Raw genomic sequence first — 18,204 nt, 5'->3', positions numbered from 1 at the left:
AATATGTCAAGTTCATCGCGGCAAACCAGGAATATTAGCAAAACAAAAATACCGTGCATTATTCATTGCGCCGCTTCTCCCCTCCCCACGCTCAGACCCGAACGGTCTTGCCGACCCGGCGGTCCGCGTCGCGAACTCACCTTCAACGGATACGCAAACCGTAGCACGCGGATAGCGCAGGAAAAATTTATTGTGAGTCAGATCATGTTTTATAACAAGGCGGTTGACCCGGCCGGTCAGCAAAAATATTTTATGCCCATGTGATATCGATTTCATAACCATCATGGCAACCATAAAAGACGTAGCAGAAAAAGCAGGTCTGTCGGTGACGACGGTCTCCCGCTTCCTGAACAATCATCCTTATATCGCTGAAGATAAAAAGGAAAAAATTCTCGCGGCGATGAAAGAGCTCGATTACGAGCCAAGCACCGTCGCGCAGCAGATGCGCGGCGTGAAAACCCACCGCATTGGCGTACTCATTTCGAGGATCACTAACCCATTTTTCGCCAGCCTGGTGGACGCTCTCGAAGTCACCGCGCGTAAACACGGCTACTCAGTGCTGATCGTTCAGAACCACAATAGCGCGGGCGAAGAGGAGAACTGTCTCGATCTGCTGAAGAAAAAGATCATCGACGGCCTTATCTTGTGCGCCGTCGAAAGTGATAAGGACGTGATCGAGCAATATCAGAAATATGGTCCGATCCTGCTGTGCAACACCAGCATCGATAACACGACTCTGCCCGTGGTCAGAATGGACGATGAACTGGCGACCTATCGCGCCGTCAGTTGGCTGCTGCATAAAGGGTATAGAAGAATCGCCTACTCTACCGGCGGCGCATTCCAGCAAAAGGGCCACGGTAGCAGAAGGAACCGCGGCTTTATTGCCGCCATGCAGCAGGGGCAGCAGCCGATTGACGAGCGGCTGGTTTTCCGCCACGTCCACACCTGGCGCGACGGGCAGCGTCTGGCTGAGCAGATCCTACAGATGGCTAAAAGCGAACGTCCCGATGCAATTTTCGCCGGCAGCGATGAAGTCGCCTGCGGCTTAATTTCTGCGCTCTCGGCCAACGGCATCAGCGTTCCCGGCGAACTGGCGGTCATGGGCTTTGATAACCTTCCGGTGGCGGAGATGGTGCATATTCCGCTCACTACCGTTAGCCAACCCATCGAGCAACTGGGCCGCATCTCGGTAGAACGTCTGCTGGCCCTGATCAACAACACGCACTATCGCTATGACGAGGAAGACCTGAAATCGGAACTGGTCATCAGGGCCTCGGCGTAATTTTTTTTAACTCAATATGGTATCGATTTCATACTCAGGAGAAACGATGAATCAGTCACAACAAGGGGCATGGTGGAAGGAAGCGGTCATTTATCAGGTGTACCCAAAAAGCTTCTATGACAGCAATAACGATGGCACTGGCGATATCCAGGGGATAATCGCGAAACTGCCGTATCTGAAAACGCTGGGCATCACCATGATTTGGGTCTCGCCGTTTTACCTCTCGCCGGGTGCGGACAACGGCTACGATATCGCCGACTACTATGCAGTGAACCCCGATTTAGGTCAGCTGCAGGATGTTGACGACCTGATTAAGCAGGCAGGCGAACTGGGGATTGGGATCATGGTGGATCTGGTGGTTAATCATACCAGCGATGAACACCGCTGGTTCCAGGCCGCACTGGCGGACCCTGCCTCAAAATACCGTGATTACTATATCTTTAAGCCCGCCGTTGCTGGTGCCGCGCCTAATAACTGGCGTTCGATTTTTGGCGGCAGCGCGTGGGAAAAAGTGGCTGGCGAAGAGTGCTACTATTTGCACGTTTTTCATAAAAAACAGCCCGACCTGAACTGGGAAAACCCGCAGCTGCGCCAGGAAATCTACGCCATGATTAACTGGTGGCTGGATAAAGGCATCGCCGGTTTTCGCATCGATGCAATTACGTTTATTAAAAAAGATCAGGATTACGCCTCCCTGCCCGCCGACGGCGTCGATGGTCTGGCCTCCATTAAAACGAAATCGCGCAACCGTCCGGGAATTGAATGTTTTCTGAACGAGCTGAAAGAACACACCTTCAACCGCCATCGCTGCGTAACGGTAGGCGAAGCGCCCGGTGTGCCTCTGCAGGAGTACGACAGCTATATCGGCCCGGACGGCTATTTCAATATGATCTTCGATTTTCACGCTGCCGATATCGATGTCGAGAACGGCTCGGAGTGGTTTAAGCAGCGCAACTGGCGCGTGAGCGAATTCAAAGAAGCGCTTTTTGCCAGCCAGCGCGCTTTTTGTCAGGCCGGCTGGGGGACGACGTTTATTGAAAACCACGACCAGCCCCGCGCGCTGTCCAAACTCATCCGCGACGCGGATTACCAAAATGACATCGGTGCCAAAGCGCTGGCCGCGATGTACTTCTTTATGGCCGGAACGCCGTTTATTTACCAGGGCCAGGAGCTGGGGATGAAAAATTTCTGCCGGCAGTCAATTGCGGAATTTGACGATATTTCCAGTCTGGATAACTATCACCGCTCCCTGGCGGAAGGTTTCTCTGAACAGCAGGCGTTAGGCTTTATTAATCAGCGCTCCCGGGACAACTCGCGAACGCCCTTCCCGTGGTCGAATAGCGTCAACGGCGGATTTAATCAGGGTGCGCAGCCCTGGCTGGCGTTTTCTTCAACCGACTTTAGCGTCAATGCGCAAAGCCAGATAAACGATGCGCATTCGGTGTTCGCGTTTTACCAGAAGATGATCGCCTTGCGGAATAAGCACTATCCGCAAGCGCTGATTTATGGGTCATTCGCCGCCGTGGAGGACGTTGACGAGCGTATCGTTGCCTACCAGCGCGCAACACACAACGAACATTTTATCTCTATCACCAACTTAAGCGCGCAGCATCTGCCTTACACGCTCCCGGCAGGAGAGATTGTACTCAATAATTATGCCGACGCCGACGCCACCCTGAAACCCTATCAAACCATTCTCGTTAAGGAATGAGTTAAATATGAACAAATATAAAAATATCGCCGTTGAGATAGTGAATACCATCGGCAAGGAAAACATTGCTTCCGCCACCCACTGCGCCACCCGATTACGTTTGCAGGTAAAAGACCGGCAGAAAATCGATGATGATAAAGTCCGTAATATCAGCGAAGTTAAAGGCGTATTTTTCAATTCCGGTCAGTATCAGATAATCCTCGGTACCGGGATCGTCAATAAGGTTTATCAGGAGTTTGTTAACGAATATCAGGTTGCCGAAGTCAGTAAGGATGAAATGACGAAGCAGAGTTCGGGCCGATTACAGCGGGGAATACGCAACTTATCGGACGTTTTTGTGCCAATTGTCCCGGTTCTCGGGGCGACCGGTCTGTTTCTCGGCCTGAAAGGGGTCATTTTTAATGATACCGTGCAGGCGTGGTTTGGCAGCAGCGTCCATCAGGTTCCGGCGGCCCTGCAAACGCTGACCACGGTACTCTGCGATACCGCTTTCGCCTTCCTGGCGGCGTTTATCTGCTGGTCAGCCTTTAAGAAGTTTGGCGGTACGCCGATTATCGGTTTTTTAATCGGCCTGATGCTGGTTTCCCCGGCGCTGCCGAACGCCTATGACGTGGCGTACGGCAATAGCAGCCCGATTTATGTGTTTGGCGTTATTCCGCTGGTGGGCTATCAGGGGTCAATTTTGACCGCACTCATCACCGGTATTATCGGCGCAAAACTGGAAATCTTTTTCCGCCGGGTGATGCCCAACTCGATGGACCTGATTTTCACGCCGTTTATCGTCATTCTGATTGCTGTGGCCATCGCTTTACTGATTTTAGGTCCGCTGGTACATGGGTTTGAACACTACGCCGTGATGGCTATTCAGCAATTTTTGACGCTGCCTGCGGGTATTGGCGGCCTGTTAATCGGCTTTATCTATCCCATTGCCGTAATGACCGGAATGCATCACATGTTTATTATGATTGAAACCTCGCTGATTGCCGGCACCGGGTTTAATCCACTCATTACGGTTTGCGCGATGTACGGTTTTGCCAACGCCGCCGTATGTCTGGCTATTTCACTGAAGGCGAAAAATATCGCGTTTAAAACCGCCGGAATTTCCGCGACCATTACTCAGCTATTAGGCGTCTCGGAACCGGCTTTATTCGGTATCGTGATGCAATCCGGGCTTCGGGCGATAATGGTGATGCTCATCAGCTCGGCGCTGGGCGGCATGATTCTGTCGCTGCTGTCGATAAAAGCGAACTCATACGGTCTGGCGGTCCTGCTGTCGCCGCTAATGTATCTCTACGATCGCTATCAGTTTGTCACCTATATTACCGTGGGACTCGCGGTGTTTATTTTTGCTTTTATTATTACATTCCTTTTTGTCAAAACTGCTAACACCCGCAAAGAGAGCTGAAAATAATACAACCCGAATATTAATTTAGCCTGCGGATAACTATCCCGTTTATTAGCACAGTCATCTGTGCTCTGCACCCGCACGTCCAGAGCACAGCCACTCTTGTACAGGTATAAATGATGAAAGCCTATATGCTTACGCTCTGCGCGCTGGCTTTGCCAGCATCCGCCGCTGCGGCGGATACCACCCTGAATGAAATTAATGCCCGGCTTGAAAGACTTGAGGCCGAATTAAAGCAGTCGCGCATCCAGTTACAGGATGCGACGCGGAAAATAGATCGCGCGGAAAAAAGAGCGGCCAGCGCCGAACAAAACGCGGCGCGCGCGCAAGAAAGACTGCAGGCCGTTGAGCACAGAACCGACCAGGATCTGGCGTTAATAAAAAACCAGCCGGCGCAGAATGTCGTCGCGCAGGCGAAGCTTCAGGAAATCACCTTCGGCGGCTACGCGCGCAGCGGCATATTAACAAGCAAGGGCACAACCAGTACCGTCGGGCCTTCCCTGACGCCTGCGGGCAGCACCGGGGGGAGCGTCGGTCGCCTTGGCAATGAGTCGGATACCTATGTGACCGCCGATATTAACTACCGGCGAAAATATGATAACAATAGCCAGCTGCGTTATTACATGAAAATCGCCGAGTGGGATAAAACCTATAATACCGACAGTTCCTTTAACGGCCAGATGAACGTCCGTCAGGCTTTTGTCGAAATGAGCGATATGCCCGCGTTTAGCGGCGCGTTTAAACAGGCGACGCTGTGGGCCGGTAAGCGGGAAGATCGGGATAACTTCGATATTCACTGGCTTGATTCCGATATGATGAATTTAATCGGTACCGGCGCCGGTATTTATGATGTTAATTTCTGGGGAGATATCAAGACCAACCTCGCGGTATATGGCCGTAATTTCAACGATATCGATACGATGGACAACGTTGAATATAACAACATGACCGGCGCGGATAACACGTATATTCAAAACTATACCTTCTCGCTGAATCACCGTCTGGCGAACTGGCAGTGGATGCTCAACGGCCTCTACTCGCAGGACAACGACAAACGCATAAACGATGGTCTGGCGTCGGATAAAGCGGCCTCGCAAGGGTTTAACACCATGCTGGCGTACCACGGCGACAGCTTCTACGGCCTGCGCCCCGGCAGTACGAAAACCGCGCTGCTTTATGGCCGCGCGCTGGGAGCTGAAGTTCGCGGCCCGGGCTCCGACGGTTATTTGATTCAACCGGCATGGACCGTGAAGTTCGCCTCTTACGGTATCACATCACTCACCGACAGGCTGAGCTTCGCGCCGCTGATCGTCGCTCAGAGCAGCAATAATCGCTATATCGATTCTGACCATTACGACTGGGTCACCCTGAACGCAAGAATCATTCAGCAAATTAATCAGAACTTCGCCCTGCAATACGAAACCAGCTATCAGTATATGGATATCGACCCGAAAGGTTTTAACGGCAACAGCGCCGCCAGCGGTAGCTACTACAAGCTGACGTTTGCTCCTACTTTCAAGCTGCAAAACGTCACGGACTTCTTTGAGCGTCCGGAAATCCGCTTTTTTGCCACCTGGATGCGCTGGGATAAATCGCTGGATAACTACTCCTCAACAGACGCCTTCGGCAGCGCCGGATACCATAGCGCTGGTACGCTGTTCTTCGGCGCCCAGCTCGAAACCTGGTTCTGAAAACCGCGTCTCGTCGGCTCATCACAAGGGAGAGGCGCGCCAGCCATTGGCCCTCTTCCACATTTTGAACCACAATTATTGTGCCAGATTTCCGTTACCCGGAAATGAACTATCGTGGAGCTTTTCAACTGGCGGAAGGCCACCGATAACAAATGTGATAACAACAACGGCGGGTCAGTCATTATGAAGAAAATTGCCATTATCGGCGCAGGTCCTACCGGGATTTATACCCTGTTCTCATTGCTTAAACAGGGCGAGCCGCTGGACGTGTCAATTTACGAGCAGGCCGAGGAAGCGGGCGTGGGTATGCCCTATAACGATGAAGAGAATTCGCGCATGATGCTGGCCAATATCGCCAGTATTGAAATCCCTCCTGTACAAAGCACCTATCTTGACTGGCTAAAAGCCCAGAGCCCGTCGCGCCTGGCGCGCTATGGAGTAGAGTATGAAACATTGCACGATCGCCAGTTTTTGCCGCGCATCCTGTTGGGCGAATACTTTCGCGACCAGTTTCTTGCGCTGGTCGTAAAGGCCCGGGAACTGGGATTTAACGTCCAGGTCAATGAGTCCTGTCGGGTCAGCGACCTGCAGGCGACCAAAGAAGGAGTGAGGCTGTGGGTGGAGGAGCAGCCCGTCGCCGAAGTGTTTGACCTCGCGGTGCTTGCCACCGGTCATGTCTGGCCGGATGAAGAAGAGTCAACCCGCACCTGGTTTCCCAGTCCGTGGTCTGGGCTGATGGAAGCCACCATTCCGCCCTGCCGGGTGGGAATTATGGGCACCTCGCTAAGCGGAATTGATGCCGCAATGGCCGTCGCCGTCCAGCACGGTCAGTTTATCGGTTCCGACGATGAGGCGCCCACCTTCAGGCTTAACGAAACCAGTCAGGCGCTGCACATCGTGCTGATGTCGCGCTCCGGCATTCTTCCGGAAGCGGATTTTTACTGTCCTATTCCCTGGGAGCCGCTGGAAATCGTCACCGACAGCGCGATGGAAAATGCCATCGCCGCAGGAAGCGACGGCCTGCTTGACCGGGTCTTTGCTTTGCTGGCGCAGGAAATTGCCCTGGCCGACCCCCTGTGGAGCGAAAATATCGCCCTTCACAGCCTTAACGCCGATAGCTTCAGCGAAGCGTGGTTTGCTAAACGCCAGCAGCATAACCCTTTCCACTGGGCGATGGATAACCTTGAAGAAGTTGAGCGTAACAAGCGCGCGCGCTACACGGTCCCCTGGCGCTACGTTATCCTGCGGCTGCATGAAGCCGTTCAGGCGATGGTGCCCCACCTTAATGACCGCGACCGGGAGCGATTCAAAAACGGCCTTGCCCGGGTCTTTATTGACTGCTATGCCGCCATTCCTTCGGAGTCTATCCGCCGACTGCTGGCGCTGCGCGAAGCGGGCGCGATCGGCATTCTCGCCTTAGGGCATGATTATGATATGGCGGTGCAGCAGGAGAAGACGGTGATTACCAGCGGGCAAAATCGCTATACGTTTGACGTGTTTATTGATGCGAGGGGGCAAAAAGCGCTGAAAAATAAAGATCTCCCCTTCCCGCATTTGAGGGAGCAACTGATGGCGACGGGCGAAGAGATCCCGGAGGTTGGCGACGACTATACGTTAAGAGAGCCGCCCGTAGCGCGCGGGCGTATTGCCTTCGCCGCAATCCCCTGGCTGATGCACGACCAGCCTTTCGTTCAGGGGATTACCGCCTGCGCGGAGATCGGCGCAGCAATAGCCAGGGCGATATCGCAGCCGGCGAGCCGCTCACGCAGACGTTTAGCGCCCTTCGATCTTTAAGAAAGAGAACTAGCCGCCCGTTAACGGCGGCTAGTTTTAGCGTTTTTCAGGTTGGGGATGCCAGGGATCTTCTTTATGATCTTCGCTGTCGTCTCTTTTACGCGGAACTTCACCCTGCTCGCGCGGATCCTCTTTCGACGGATGACGACCGCGTTTATCCGGGTCGGCTGGATGCTGTACGGACATCTATTCCTCCTGTTTGCAAGGTTATTTCTGGATCCGGTCGACCCGCACCACTGGCGGCGTCATTTTCTTATCGAGACTGCCGTTAATGCTGATCATCTGATCGGGCTTCACTTCCCGGCCATCAAAAACTGCCGCGGGAATAATGACCCCTATGGTGTCGGTTTTATCGCGGAAGCTGTAGCGGTCATCACCCTGCTGCTCGATAAGATTGCCGCGTAATGAGATGGTGGCCCCATCATGCATTTCCATGGCCTGGCGCACGGTCATGATTCGCCCGTCCTCGGTCCCACGATAGCCATCATCAATCTTGTGCGGCGGCGGCGGCGCAGCGTCTTTTTTAAACCCGCCATCATCCGCGGCAAAAACGCCCTGAGCCATCAACGAACAAAAAATAACTGGCAGTAACTTTTTCATCAACAACACCTCCGGCGTATTTTCATCTTGTCTTAATAAGTCTGGGTGCTGATGTTCATTTTCACAAGCTAATGGCTAATGAATCGTCTGAGAAATATATTTCCTGGCTCGATAGGCGGAGAAAATATTACCGCCAGGCCGCAATAAAATGCGCTAAATATACCGTCAGGCTTGCGATAGAATAATCCTAAAATACTAAACGCCTCTACCGCCTCACATTTCGAAAAGTTTCCCGGCAATCAGTAAATTACCGTTCAGAGATGAACGTAAGCGCAAAAATTATAAAAACGAATCCGTTCGATTATTCGTCAATCATCCACGACAGGCTGACCTGGCAACTACGCTTAATCTTTTAACACGAGGAGGTCAGTATGAGCGAGAACGCTAACAATACCGCGAAGTATCCCCGTCCCCCCTTTGTTGACCAGCCGCAATCGCCGCCGGGTCTTGCCGAAGAGATGAAGCCGCAGCCGGATCACGGCGAACTGAGCTACGTCGGTTCCGGTCGGCTGGCAGGTAAGCGCGCGCTGATCACCGGCGGTGATTCCGGCATTGGGCGCGCGGTAGCGATCGCCTTCGCCCGCGAGGGCGCCGACGTGGCGATCAACTATCTGCCGGAAGAGGAGTCCGATGCTGAAACCGTGATTGCCCTGATTGAGGCCGAAGGGCGTAAAGCCGTAGCGATTCCGGGCGATGTGCGCGATGAAGCCTTCTGTGAATCCCTGGTCGAGCAGGCCGCCAGCCAACTCGGCGGGCTGGATATTCTGGTCAATAACGCCGGACGCCAGCAATATTGCGAGTCGCTGGAAGAGTTAACCACCGCCGACTTTGACGCCACCTTTAAAACCAACGTTTATGCGGCCTTCTGGATCACAAAAGCCGCCCTGCGTCATCTTAAAGAACACAGCGTAATTATTAACACCTCATCCGTGCAGGCCTTTAAGCCGAGCCCCATCCTGCTCGACTACGCGCAAACCAAAGCCTGCCTGGTGGCATTCACGAAGTCGCTGGCTAAACAGCTGGGGCCGAAAGGTATCCGGGTGAACGCGGTCGCGCCCGGCCCTTACTGGACGGTGCTGCAGTCAAGCGGCGGCCAGCCGGATGAAAAAGTGCGTCAGTTCGGCGCCGATACGCCGCTGGGCCGTCCAGGGCAACCGGTGGAGATCGCGCCGCTGTACGTTACCCTTGCCTCTGATGCCTGCTCCTTCACCTCCGGCCAGGTGTGGTGCTCCGACGGCGGCGACGGCGTGCTGTAACCCGTTGCGGCGGCGGACCTCTCAGCGGCCCGCCGTCGTGCGCAGACAGTCGAGATACTTCTGCGCTGAATCCAGTACGATCTGACGGGCATTTTTGGTGATGTTCTGCCCTTCGAAGGCGCCATACAGCGCCCCGAAGGGCGCATCGCCCAAACGCTCAACGATATTCTCGACGCTGGGGGCCGCCAAAGGCAGCAGATTAGGATAGCTCCACATAAAAGAAACGGCGCGTGCGCCCGGCGTGACCTGGATAATATCTCCCGCCAGCATAATACCTCCCTCTTTTGCCCAGTGCAGAACGGTTCCCCCGGCGAAATGCCCACCCAGGCGCAGCAACCGTACCGACGGAAGGATCTCCAGCGCATCCCCTTCCCATAATGTGATGGCAGGGCTATCGCGCATGATCCATTCGCGATCGCTGGCATGAAGATAAATGCGCGCATCAAAGGCTGCTGCCCAGTCCTGCATCGTGGTGTAGTAGTGAGGATGAGAAATGGCGATCGCTTTTATCCCGCCAAGCGCGGTGATCAGCGTTTTGCTGGCGGCTTCAAGATTAGCGATGCAGTCCCACAGAATATTCCCCTGCGGCGTGAGCAGCAGAAAAGCGCGCTGATCGATAGCAAATTTCGGTACCGTCCTGAAACTCAACAGCCGTTCGTTATGCTGCTGCCATTTATTCATATGCGTCGCGATCAGATCGTCAGGTTTAATCCAGGCCTGTCCGCTGGCCGGGACGTACTGGCGTTCATCCTCACAGATACGACAATGGTTCAGGGTATTGCCGCGATCGTCGTAAGACGTACCGCAGGTTGCGCACAGCGTAATCATCACATCTCCTTCAGAATCATTCAGGAAGTCGTAATGAGTATGGCAGACGGGAAATTTATGGCAGGAAGGCGGGCTTCGCAGGGCTTCCGTGCCCTGAGAGGAATTTATTCGAAATAGACGTCAGGGTTTTCCGACAGCGACACGAAGGTTTTGCTGTTTTTATCCAGCGCGCGAATGTCGCCGCTTTCAATATCGTAGAACCAACCGTGCAGACGCAACGTGCTGTCGCGCAGGCCGACGGCAACGGAGGGGTGGGTTTTAATATTGTTCAGCTGGGCGATGACGTTTTCCTGCACCATACCGTTGACTTTATCGGTCTCGTTAGCCCAGGTTTTCTTCTCCACGACGGCCTTCGCCGCGTCGGAGTAGCGCAGCCAGTGGGACACCGCAGGCATCGGCTCCAGACACTGGCAGGTGGCGATGGCTTTCATCGCGCCGCAGTTAGAGTGGCCGCAGATGACGATATCGGTCACGCCCAGCGCGACGACGGCGTACTCGATTGTCGCGGAAACCCCGCCCGGTTCAGGGCCAAATGAGGGGACGATATTCCCGGCGTTACGGATCACAAACAGCTGACCCGGCTCCTGCTGAGTCACCAGCTCCGGGACCAGACGGCTATCGGAACAGGAGATAAACAGCGCTTTGGGATTCTGGCTGGATGCCAGGCTGCGAAAGAGCTCTTTACGTTGCGGGAAGATCTCTTTCTGGAAGTTGAGGAAGCCCTCAATGATATGTTGCATAGCAGTGTCTCTTTTCTCTGTTTTAATGACGATATGACAAAGATCACATTTAGCCAGTTTATCACTGACGCGCGAAATGGGAATCGTTATTCGAGGATGAGATAAAACATCGTCCCGCAAAGCCTGGTGACAGCGCGGTAAAGATTGTTTATTTTTTGACAGAGAAAACATTGATGAGCCGGAGCCCCATGCGACTTTAGCGCTCAACATCAACCAGGAGCGCTTATGTTCTTATCCAGCCTGATGGCCATTGCCGCGGTTCTCATTATGGGCGTTATCAGCCCCGGTCCAAGCTTTATTTACGTGGCCCGCAACGCCGTTGCGCGCTCGCGGATGCACGGTCTGGTCACCGCGCTGGGAACCGGCGCGGGCGCGGCTATCTTTTCGATAATGGCCATGATGGGGCTGCAAAAAGTGCTGACGGCGGTGCCGGAAATGTTCATCGGCCTGAAGGTTGCGGGTGGCCTGTATCTGCTGTGGCTGGGTTATAAAATTTACCGCGGCGCGGCGCAGCCGATGGATTTTGCCGCAGGCGGCATGGCGGCGGAACATTCACTATTGAAAACCTTCCGCGATGGCCTTTATACCCAGCTCAGCAACCCGAAAACGGCGCTGGTATTCGCCTCTATCTTTACCGCCCTGCTGCCGGAACGCATCCCGTTGGCCTTTTACTATATCGTGCCGCTGATGAGCTTCCTGATCGACGTCAGCTGGTATTCACTGGTGGCGCTGGTGCTCTCTTCCGCCCGCCCGCGCAGCGTCTATCTGCGCATGAAGCGTAAGATTGATATCGTCACCGCCACGGTACTGGGCGCGCTCGGCCTGCGCCTGATTGCCACTTCGCTGTCAAAGTAGGCCAACATACCGTTTAAACGGTATAAATACGGATGTCGTGCTCGCTGAACGCGTCGCGATATTCCCGGCTAATATTTTCCTCCACGACCAGTACGTCAATGGCGCCGCTCTCGACCACCACGAAGCGCGCCACCGCCGGGATCTTATCGGAGGTCAGGCCGACAATAATTTCGCTGCACTGTTTAATGACCGCTTTTTTAAATTCGCAGTCGGAATAGTCAAAGCCTGTCAGGCCCGACTCAGGCGCCATGGCGCAGCCGCCGATAAACCCCTGATCGAAAAGCATACCCTGAATCTGCGCCACGGCGGAGGCCCCCACGCAGCCGCCGGTGGCGCGTTGGATCTGCCCGCCAAGCATCACGACGTCATACAGCGGTTTTTTGAGCAATACGGCAGCGATCTCGGGGGAGTTGGTGACCACCGTTAGCGCCAGCTCCGCCGGTAGCGCCTCCGCCATCGCCAGATTGGTGGTGCCGGTATCAATGAATATGCAGCCGCCGGGCTTCACCAGCTTTGCGCATTTCTGCGCGATTCTGCTTTTTGTCGCCGTATTTTTCTCTTTGCGCGCGCTGTAGTCACCGGCCTCAGGCAGGGTCATCACCGCGCCGCCGTAGACCTTTTTGCAGTATCCCTCGCGGCTAAGCTCATGTAAATCACGTCGAATCGTATGCTCGGAGACGTTCAGACGGCTGGCCAGTTCGGCGCAAACCACTCTGCCGTTCTCCTGGAGGATCTGGCAAATAAGCGCTTGTCGTTGTTTAGGAAAAGCAGCATAATCGAGCAAAAAATAACTCCTGAAAGATTGTTCATCGAGCAATAAAGCGCATAATCGTGCATTCGTACCCTGACTGTCAACACACCCTATACCGAGGTTTGCCATGAAAATTGCCCATATCGCCCTTTGGACCCGTCAGCTTGAGCAACAGGCCCGCTTCTGGGTAGCCTTCTTCGACGGTGAGATAAATGAGAAGTACTGCAGTCAGACCAACCCGGGGTTTGAATCCTTTTTTGTCAGGATCGGCGATGATATTGCCATTGAATTGATGACCAAGCCGGGATTGACTGCGCTGACGGCGGATAATAACCACACCGGCTGGGTGCACCTGGCGATAACCGTTGGCGGTACGGAGAACGTCGACAGGCTGGCAAAACGCGCCGCTGAGCAGGATATTCTGGTTTCTGCGCCTCGGACCACCGGTGATGGCTATTATGAAGCGGTAATTAAAGACCCCGATGGCAACCTGATTGAAATCGTCGCATAGTGTCAGACATTGATTCAACAGGAGACGCCCGTGGCCAACTATCACGTCATAGACAAACAAACCTGGCCGCGAAAAGATCATTTTGATTTTTATCGCGGTTTTGCCAATCCCAGCTTTAATCTCTGCGTTCCTGTCGAGGCGCAGCGGCTATATGAGTGCGCGAAAGATCGCGGCGTCTCGTTTTTCCAGCTGGCCCTCTTCGCCCTTGTGCGCGCAGCGAACGAGGTGCCGCAGCTTAAACAGCGGCTGTTGGGCGACGATATTATCGAATATGACCAGCTGGCGGTGATGACGCCAGTGATGACCGCCCAGGAAGGTTTCCGCCAGGTCTGGTGCGAGAATGCCGCCGATTTTGCCGCCTTCAGCCAGGCCGCCACGCCACATATCGAGGCGGCAAAACACACCGCGCCGGCGCCGCTTATCGTCAACGGCGAAAATTTCTTCTGCGCCAGCTGCCTGCCGTGGCTGCATTTCAGCGCTATGACTCACGCTGAGTATTACGTTGGCGCGTCGGTGCCCGCCCTCACCTGGGGCAAGCTGAAAAACGGTATTATTCCGGTCGCGGGCAAATTCAATCACGCCTTTGTCGACGGCCTGCACGCCAGCCGTTTTTTTGCCCGCGTCGAAGAAAATTTTGCTCAACCGGAGATCCTCTGGCAGGCGCGATAATTCCCCGCCATCCCTCAACGACACTCGAGCCCCGGTAAGCCGGGGCCGAAACGCCTGCGTGACTCCCGGCCTGTTCACTCTGCCCACTGTTGCAAATCCAACACGCTGATTCATTCTGCGTTGCAATTGCAGCAGTACGAGCCCGTACCAAAAAACTAACTTACTGTTTAATAAACATTAAATAAGAAACGCGTTCTGGCATGTCCTTTGCTTTAACAGTTATATAACCCACTGGAATTATCAGGCATTTACTTAGCTATTTTTAGCATATGCCGTTTGTTAACCATGAGATGTGACTATGCCCGACGAAAAACAGACCCTTCACTATTGCCGCCAGACGCCAAAGGCATACGTTATCCGCAGCGATGACGAAGCCATCGCCATCGCCCATGAAATCGCGGCGGTACTGCAGCCCGGCGCGGCGCAACGCGATCGCAGCGGCAGCGTGCCGCCGGAGATTATCGATACCTACTCCAATAGCGGCCTGTGGGGTATCACCGTCCCGCGGCAATGGGGCGGAGCCGAGGTATCCGCCGCCACGCTGGCCCAGGTGATAGCGATTATTTCCGCCGCCGACCCGTCGCTAGGGCAAATTCCCCAGAACCATTACTGTCTTCTGGAGGATATCCGTCTGCAGGGCAGCGAAGAGCAGCAGGCATTTTTCTTCGCTCAGGCGCTGCAAGGCTATCGCTTTGCCAACGCGCTTTCTGAAACCGGCGGCAAGACGGTACTCGATATCCGCACTCGCCTGGAGGCCAGCGAACGCGGTCTGAGCATCACCGGCCGAAAAGGCTACTGCACCGGTTCGCTCTACGCCCACTGGATCGGCATTCTGGCGCTCGATGCAGAGAATAACGCGCAGCTGGCGTTTGTGCCGCGCGAATCGGCTGGGCTGACGGTCATCGACGACTGGGCCTGCCTCGGCCAGCGTACCACCGCCAGCGGAACGGTCCTGGCGGAGAATCTTGTCGTCGAGCCTTTCCACCTGTTCCCGACCTGGAAATCCTACGCGACGCCAACCCTTGCCGGGCCGTTTGCCCAGCTCACCACCGCCGCTATCGACCTGGGGATTGCCCGCGCGGCGCTTAACGACACGGTGAACTTTGTCAGCCAGTTTGCTCGCCCGTGGATCGATGCCGGCGTTGAGCGGGCCAGCGAAGACCCGCTGACTATCTACCATATTGGCCAGCTTGACAGCCGGCTGGCCGCCGCCGATGCGCTGCTGGAGCGGGCCGGCAAAGTGCTCGATCGCTATAAATACGCACTGAGCGAGGATAACGTTGCTCAGGCGTCTATCGCCGTGGCGCGCGCCAAGGTCTTTACCACCGAAGCGGCGCTGGAAGCCGCCAGCCGCCTGTTTGAGCTTAGCGGCACCCGCTCAACCAGCATCGCCCTCAATCTTGATCGCCACTGGCGCAACGGCCGCGTCCACACCCTGCACGATCCGGTGCGCTGGAAATATCAGCTGCTGGGCAACTGGGTGCTGAACGGCATTCCTCCACAACGCCATGACTGGAACTGAGATGAACGGCGCGCTGGCTTTTTTTGCTGATATCGACTGGGGCGACGTGGCGCAGGCCAGCCTCGATACCTTGACCATGCTGGGCTGGTCGCTGGGCTTTACCGTGCTGATTGGCCTACCGCTGGGAATTGTGCTCTATCTCAGCGGCCAGCCTCGCCTGCTCCATGCTCCGCGCCTCTATCGCCTGCTGTCGCTGGGGGTCAACGTTCTGCGCTCGCTGCCCTTCATCATTTTATTGATTGTGATGATCCCGGTGACGACGCTGATTACCGGCACCTCGCTGGGCGTTGAAGGCACCATTCCGCCGCTGGTTGTCGGCTGCGCGCCTTTCTTTGCCCGGCTGGTTGAGACCGCGCTGCGCGAGGTGGAGCACGGTCTGGTGGAGGCCAGTTGGTCAATGGGCGGCAACACCTGGCAGCTAATCTGGCACACCCTGCTGCCGGAGTCGCGCGCCGGGCTTATTGCCGCCGTGACCGTGACCGCGATTTTACTGGTCGATTATACCTCCATGGCGGGGGTCATCGGCGGCGGCGGGCTGGGCGACCTGGCCATCCGCTTTGGCTATCAGCGCTTCCAGACGGACGTGATGGTGATAACCGTTCTGCTGCTGATTGCGCTGGTGCAGATAGTTCAGATGAGCGGCGATCGTCTGGTGAAGGCGATGAGCCGCAAATAACAATAGCTTCAGGAATAAGACAATGAAAAAAACAATCCTCGCAGCGGGGCTTCTGGCCCTTTTCTCCCTGTCCGCCAGCGCCAATGAGACGCTGACCGTGGGCGCAACGCCGGTCCCCCATGCCGAAATTCTCGAGTTCGTGAAGCCCGAGCTGGCGAAACAGGGGGTCGATCTGAAAATTAAAGTCTTTAACGACTTTATCCAGCCTAACCAGCAGCTGGCGGAGAAAAATCTCGACGCCAACTACTACCAGTACCGCCCTTTCCTCGATAACTACAACCAGACCCGCCACACCCATCTGCTGCCGGTGGTCGGCGTGCATATTGAACCCTTTGGCGCTTATTCGAGTAAATATAAAACGCTCAAAGAGGTACCGGATGGTGCCACCGTTGCCATTCCGAACGATCCGGTGAATACCGGTCGCGCGCTGGTGATGCTCAGCAATGCCGGGCTGATTACCCTGAAAAACCCGCGCGATCCGCAGTCGGCGACCAAAGATATCACCGCTAATCCGCACCATTTTAAAATTCGCGAGCTGGAAGGCGCAATGCTGGCGCGGGCGGTGAATCAGGTCGATCTGGCGTTTATCTTCGCCAACTATGCGCTGGAGGCCGGAATTGATACCGACAAGGCGCTGCTGGTGGAAAAAGGCAGCGACCTGTACGTCGAGTATCTGGTGGCGCGTCCCGACAACATCAACGATCCCGGCATTCAGAAGCTGGCGAAAGCCCTGAACTCAGACCGCGTGCGCAGCTTCATTCTCACCCGCTATAAAGGCAAAATCCTGCCCGGTTTTTAATCGCCGGATGTTCATCGGCAGCCTGCAGGCTGCCGTTTAATTTCGTTAACAGAGCCGCCATCGTGACGCAAAAACCCAACGCCACAACGCATATTCAGTTGAGCCAGATAAGTAAAGCCTACCCCAACGGCGTGCAGGCGCTGCGGGATATAAATCTGCAGATCGCTCAGGGAGAAATCTTCGGCATTATTGGCCGCAGCGGCGCCGGAAAATCAACCCTGCTGCGCCTGTTCAACCGCCTGGAAAACGCCGACAGCGGTGAGATTACCATTCACGGCGAACATACTCGGCACTACTCCCGCAGCCAGCTGCGCGACCTGCGCCGGCGGGTCGCGATGATCTTTCAGCACTTTAATTTAATGGCGACCAAAACGGTGGCGCAGAACGTTGAGCTGCCGCTGAAAATGGCCGGGGTACCGCGGGCGGAAAGGCAGAAACGGGTTGCGGAGATCCTGGCGCTTGTCGGCCTCAGCGATCTGCGCGACAGCTGGCCGGCTAAGCTTTCCGGCGGCCAGAAGCAGCGCACCGGTATCGCCCGTGCGCTGGTCACGCAGCCGGAGATCCTGCTGTGCGACGAAGCCACCTCGGCCCTCGACCCGGAAAATACCCTTGCAGTACTAAAACTCCTTAAAGAGATCAACCAGCGCCTTGGTTTGACCATCGTGCTGATCACCCATGAGATGGACGTCATTCGCACCCTCTGCGACCGGGTCGCGGTGCTTGAGCACGGAGAAATTATCGAACAGGGCGAGGTGTGGCGAGTATTTGGTCATCCCGGACATGCTGTCACGCAAAGCCTGCTCGGCACGCTCCATCATGACCGTGCGGAAGAACGACTCTCGCTGAGCGAAAACCAGCAGCTGGTCACGCTGCATTTTGACGGCAGCAGCGGGCAGGAACCGGATTTACAGCGCATCGCCGCGCTGCTGGGCGCCGATGCCCGCCTGTTATACGGCAGCTGCGAGCAGATTCAGGGACGGGTGATTGGCCAGCTGCGGATACGCCTGGCGAAGCCGCTGGCCAATCCGCATTTACAGCAGCATGCCGGCTGGGTGGCTGACCGCTTAACCCTTTCCGGCGATACGGCAGCGAAGAATGCTGGCGTTTAGCGCAA

General features: G+C 55.3%; 18 protein-coding genes. 13 read left to right on the top strand and 5 right to left on the bottom strand.

Going from position 1 to position 18,204, the window contains the following annotated elements:
• The first annotated feature begins 283 nt into the window (after positions 1 to 283).
• The 5 genes from KO1_RS03425 to KO1_RS03405 all read left to right on the top strand — a co-directional run bounded on the left by KO1_RS03425 (position 284) and on the right by KO1_RS03405 (position 7,883).
• Positions 284 to 1,282, top strand: a complete 999-nt coding sequence (locus tag KO1_RS03425; RefSeq protein ID WP_032728703.1) for a LacI family DNA-binding transcriptional regulator — start codon at positions 284 to 286, stop codon at positions 1,280 to 1,282.
• Positions 1,283 to 1,328: 46 nt separating this feature from the next.
• Entirely contained in the window at positions 1,329 to 2,993 is a 1,665-nt protein-coding gene (locus KO1_RS03420; RefSeq protein ID WP_047719777.1) for an alpha-glucosidase, read from the top strand.
• A 7-nt stretch (positions 2,994 to 3,000) separates the two neighbouring features.
• A complete protein-coding gene (locus tag KO1_RS03415) occupies positions 3,001 to 4,398 on the top strand; it encodes a PTS transporter subunit EIIC (RefSeq protein ID WP_023321128.1) in 1,398 nt (465 codons plus the stop codon).
• 116 nt (positions 4,399 to 4,514) lie between these two features.
• Positions 4,515 to 6,089 carry a carbohydrate porin gene (locus KO1_RS03410; RefSeq protein WP_047719776.1) on the top strand — a complete coding sequence of 525 codons (1,575 nt, stop codon included), beginning with the start codon at positions 4,515 to 4,517 and terminating at the stop codon, positions 6,087 to 6,089.
• Between the two features lie 183 nt (positions 6,090 to 6,272).
• Complete coding sequence (locus KO1_RS03405) at positions 6,273 to 7,883, top strand: FAD-NAD(P)-binding protein (RefSeq protein WP_029496809.1); 1,611 nt, start codon at positions 6,273 to 6,275, stop codon at positions 7,881 to 7,883.
• 36 nt (positions 7,884 to 7,919) lie between these two features.
• Here KO1_RS03405 and KO1_RS28465 read toward each other — a convergent pair whose 3' ends face one another.
• Together KO1_RS28465 and KO1_RS03400 are read right to left on the bottom strand one after the other, a co-directional pair.
• Complete coding sequence (locus KO1_RS28465; RefSeq protein WP_004102735.1) at positions 7,920 to 8,069, bottom strand: hypothetical protein; 150 nt, start codon at positions 8,067 to 8,069, stop codon at positions 7,920 to 7,922.
• 21 nt (positions 8,070 to 8,090) lie between these two features.
• Entirely contained in the window at positions 8,091 to 8,483 is a 393-nt protein-coding gene (locus tag KO1_RS03400; RefSeq protein WP_004102737.1) for a YdeI family stress tolerance OB fold protein, read from the bottom strand.
• A gap of 371 nt (positions 8,484 to 8,854) precedes the next feature.
• Between KO1_RS03400 and KO1_RS03395 the strand changes: the two genes are divergently transcribed.
• Positions 8,855 to 9,739, top strand: a complete 885-nt coding sequence (locus KO1_RS03395; RefSeq protein WP_004113469.1) for an SDR family oxidoreductase — start codon at positions 8,855 to 8,857, stop codon at positions 9,737 to 9,739.
• A 21-nt stretch (positions 9,740 to 9,760) separates the two neighbouring features.
• Here the strand turns inward: KO1_RS03395 and KO1_RS03390 are convergent, their stop codons facing one another.
• The gene (locus KO1_RS03390) at positions 9,761 to 10,567 is read right to left on the bottom strand and encodes an MBL fold metallo-hydrolase (protein WP_047719775.1); all 807 of its coding nucleotides are present in this window, start codon (positions 10,565 to 10,567) and stop codon (positions 9,761 to 9,763) included.
• A 104-nt stretch (positions 10,568 to 10,671) separates the two neighbouring features.
• A complete protein-coding gene (locus KO1_RS03385; RefSeq protein WP_004102756.1) occupies positions 10,672 to 11,307 on the bottom strand; it encodes a carbonic anhydrase in 636 nt (211 codons plus the stop codon).
• Positions 11,308 to 11,532: 225 nt separating this feature from the next.
• On the opposite strand from KO1_RS03385, the gene KO1_RS03380 reads away from it, so the two are divergent.
• A complete protein-coding gene (locus tag KO1_RS03380) occupies positions 11,533 to 12,162 on the top strand; it encodes a LysE family translocator (RefSeq protein WP_023329789.1) in 630 nt (209 codons plus the stop codon).
• Between the two features lie 13 nt (positions 12,163 to 12,175).
• On the opposite strand, the gene KO1_RS03375 is transcribed toward KO1_RS03380, so the two are convergent.
• Positions 12,176 to 12,946 (bottom strand): DeoR/GlpR family DNA-binding transcription regulator, encoded by a 771-nt coding sequence (locus tag KO1_RS03375; RefSeq protein WP_023329790.1) that lies wholly within the window; start codon positions 12,944 to 12,946, stop codon positions 12,176 to 12,178.
• A 94-nt stretch (positions 12,947 to 13,040) separates the two neighbouring features.
• Between KO1_RS03375 and KO1_RS03370 the strand changes: the two genes are divergently transcribed.
• From KO1_RS03370 to KO1_RS03345, 6 genes are all read left to right on the top strand, one after another.
• Entirely contained in the window at positions 13,041 to 13,424 is a 384-nt protein-coding gene (locus KO1_RS03370; protein ID WP_023321133.1) for a VOC family protein, read from the top strand.
• Positions 13,425 to 13,454: 30 nt separating this feature from the next.
• Positions 13,455 to 14,093 (top strand): CatA-like O-acetyltransferase, family 1, encoded by a 639-nt coding sequence (locus KO1_RS03365; RefSeq protein ID WP_023329792.1) that lies wholly within the window; start codon positions 13,455 to 13,457, stop codon positions 14,091 to 14,093.
• 298 nt (positions 14,094 to 14,391) lie between these two features.
• Positions 14,392 to 15,615 (top strand): SfnB family sulfur acquisition oxidoreductase, encoded by a 1,224-nt coding sequence (locus tag KO1_RS03360; RefSeq protein WP_064373828.1) that lies wholly within the window; start codon positions 14,392 to 14,394, stop codon positions 15,613 to 15,615.
• A gap of 1 nt (position 15,616) precedes the next feature.
• Complete coding sequence (locus KO1_RS03355) at positions 15,617 to 16,291, top strand: methionine ABC transporter permease (protein ID WP_004102765.1); 675 nt, start codon at positions 15,617 to 15,619, stop codon at positions 16,289 to 16,291.
• A 22-nt stretch (positions 16,292 to 16,313) separates the two neighbouring features.
• Complete coding sequence (locus KO1_RS03350; RefSeq protein WP_004113481.1) at positions 16,314 to 17,090, top strand: MetQ/NlpA family ABC transporter substrate-binding protein; 777 nt, start codon at positions 16,314 to 16,316, stop codon at positions 17,088 to 17,090.
• A 62-nt stretch (positions 17,091 to 17,152) separates the two neighbouring features.
• Positions 17,153 to 18,199, top strand: a complete 1,047-nt coding sequence (locus tag KO1_RS03345; RefSeq protein ID WP_004113483.1) for a methionine ABC transporter ATP-binding protein — start codon at positions 17,153 to 17,155, stop codon at positions 18,197 to 18,199.
• Positions 18,200 to 18,204 lie beyond the last annotated feature (5 nt).

The organism is Klebsiella oxytoca NBRC 105695 (genome assembly GCF_001598695.1).
Lineage (GTDB): Bacteria > Pseudomonadota > Gammaproteobacteria > Enterobacterales > Enterobacteriaceae > Klebsiella > Klebsiella oxytoca.
The sequence above is the reverse complement of the archived record's forward strand: the minus strand, read 5'-3'. Positions and strand labels throughout refer to the sequence as shown.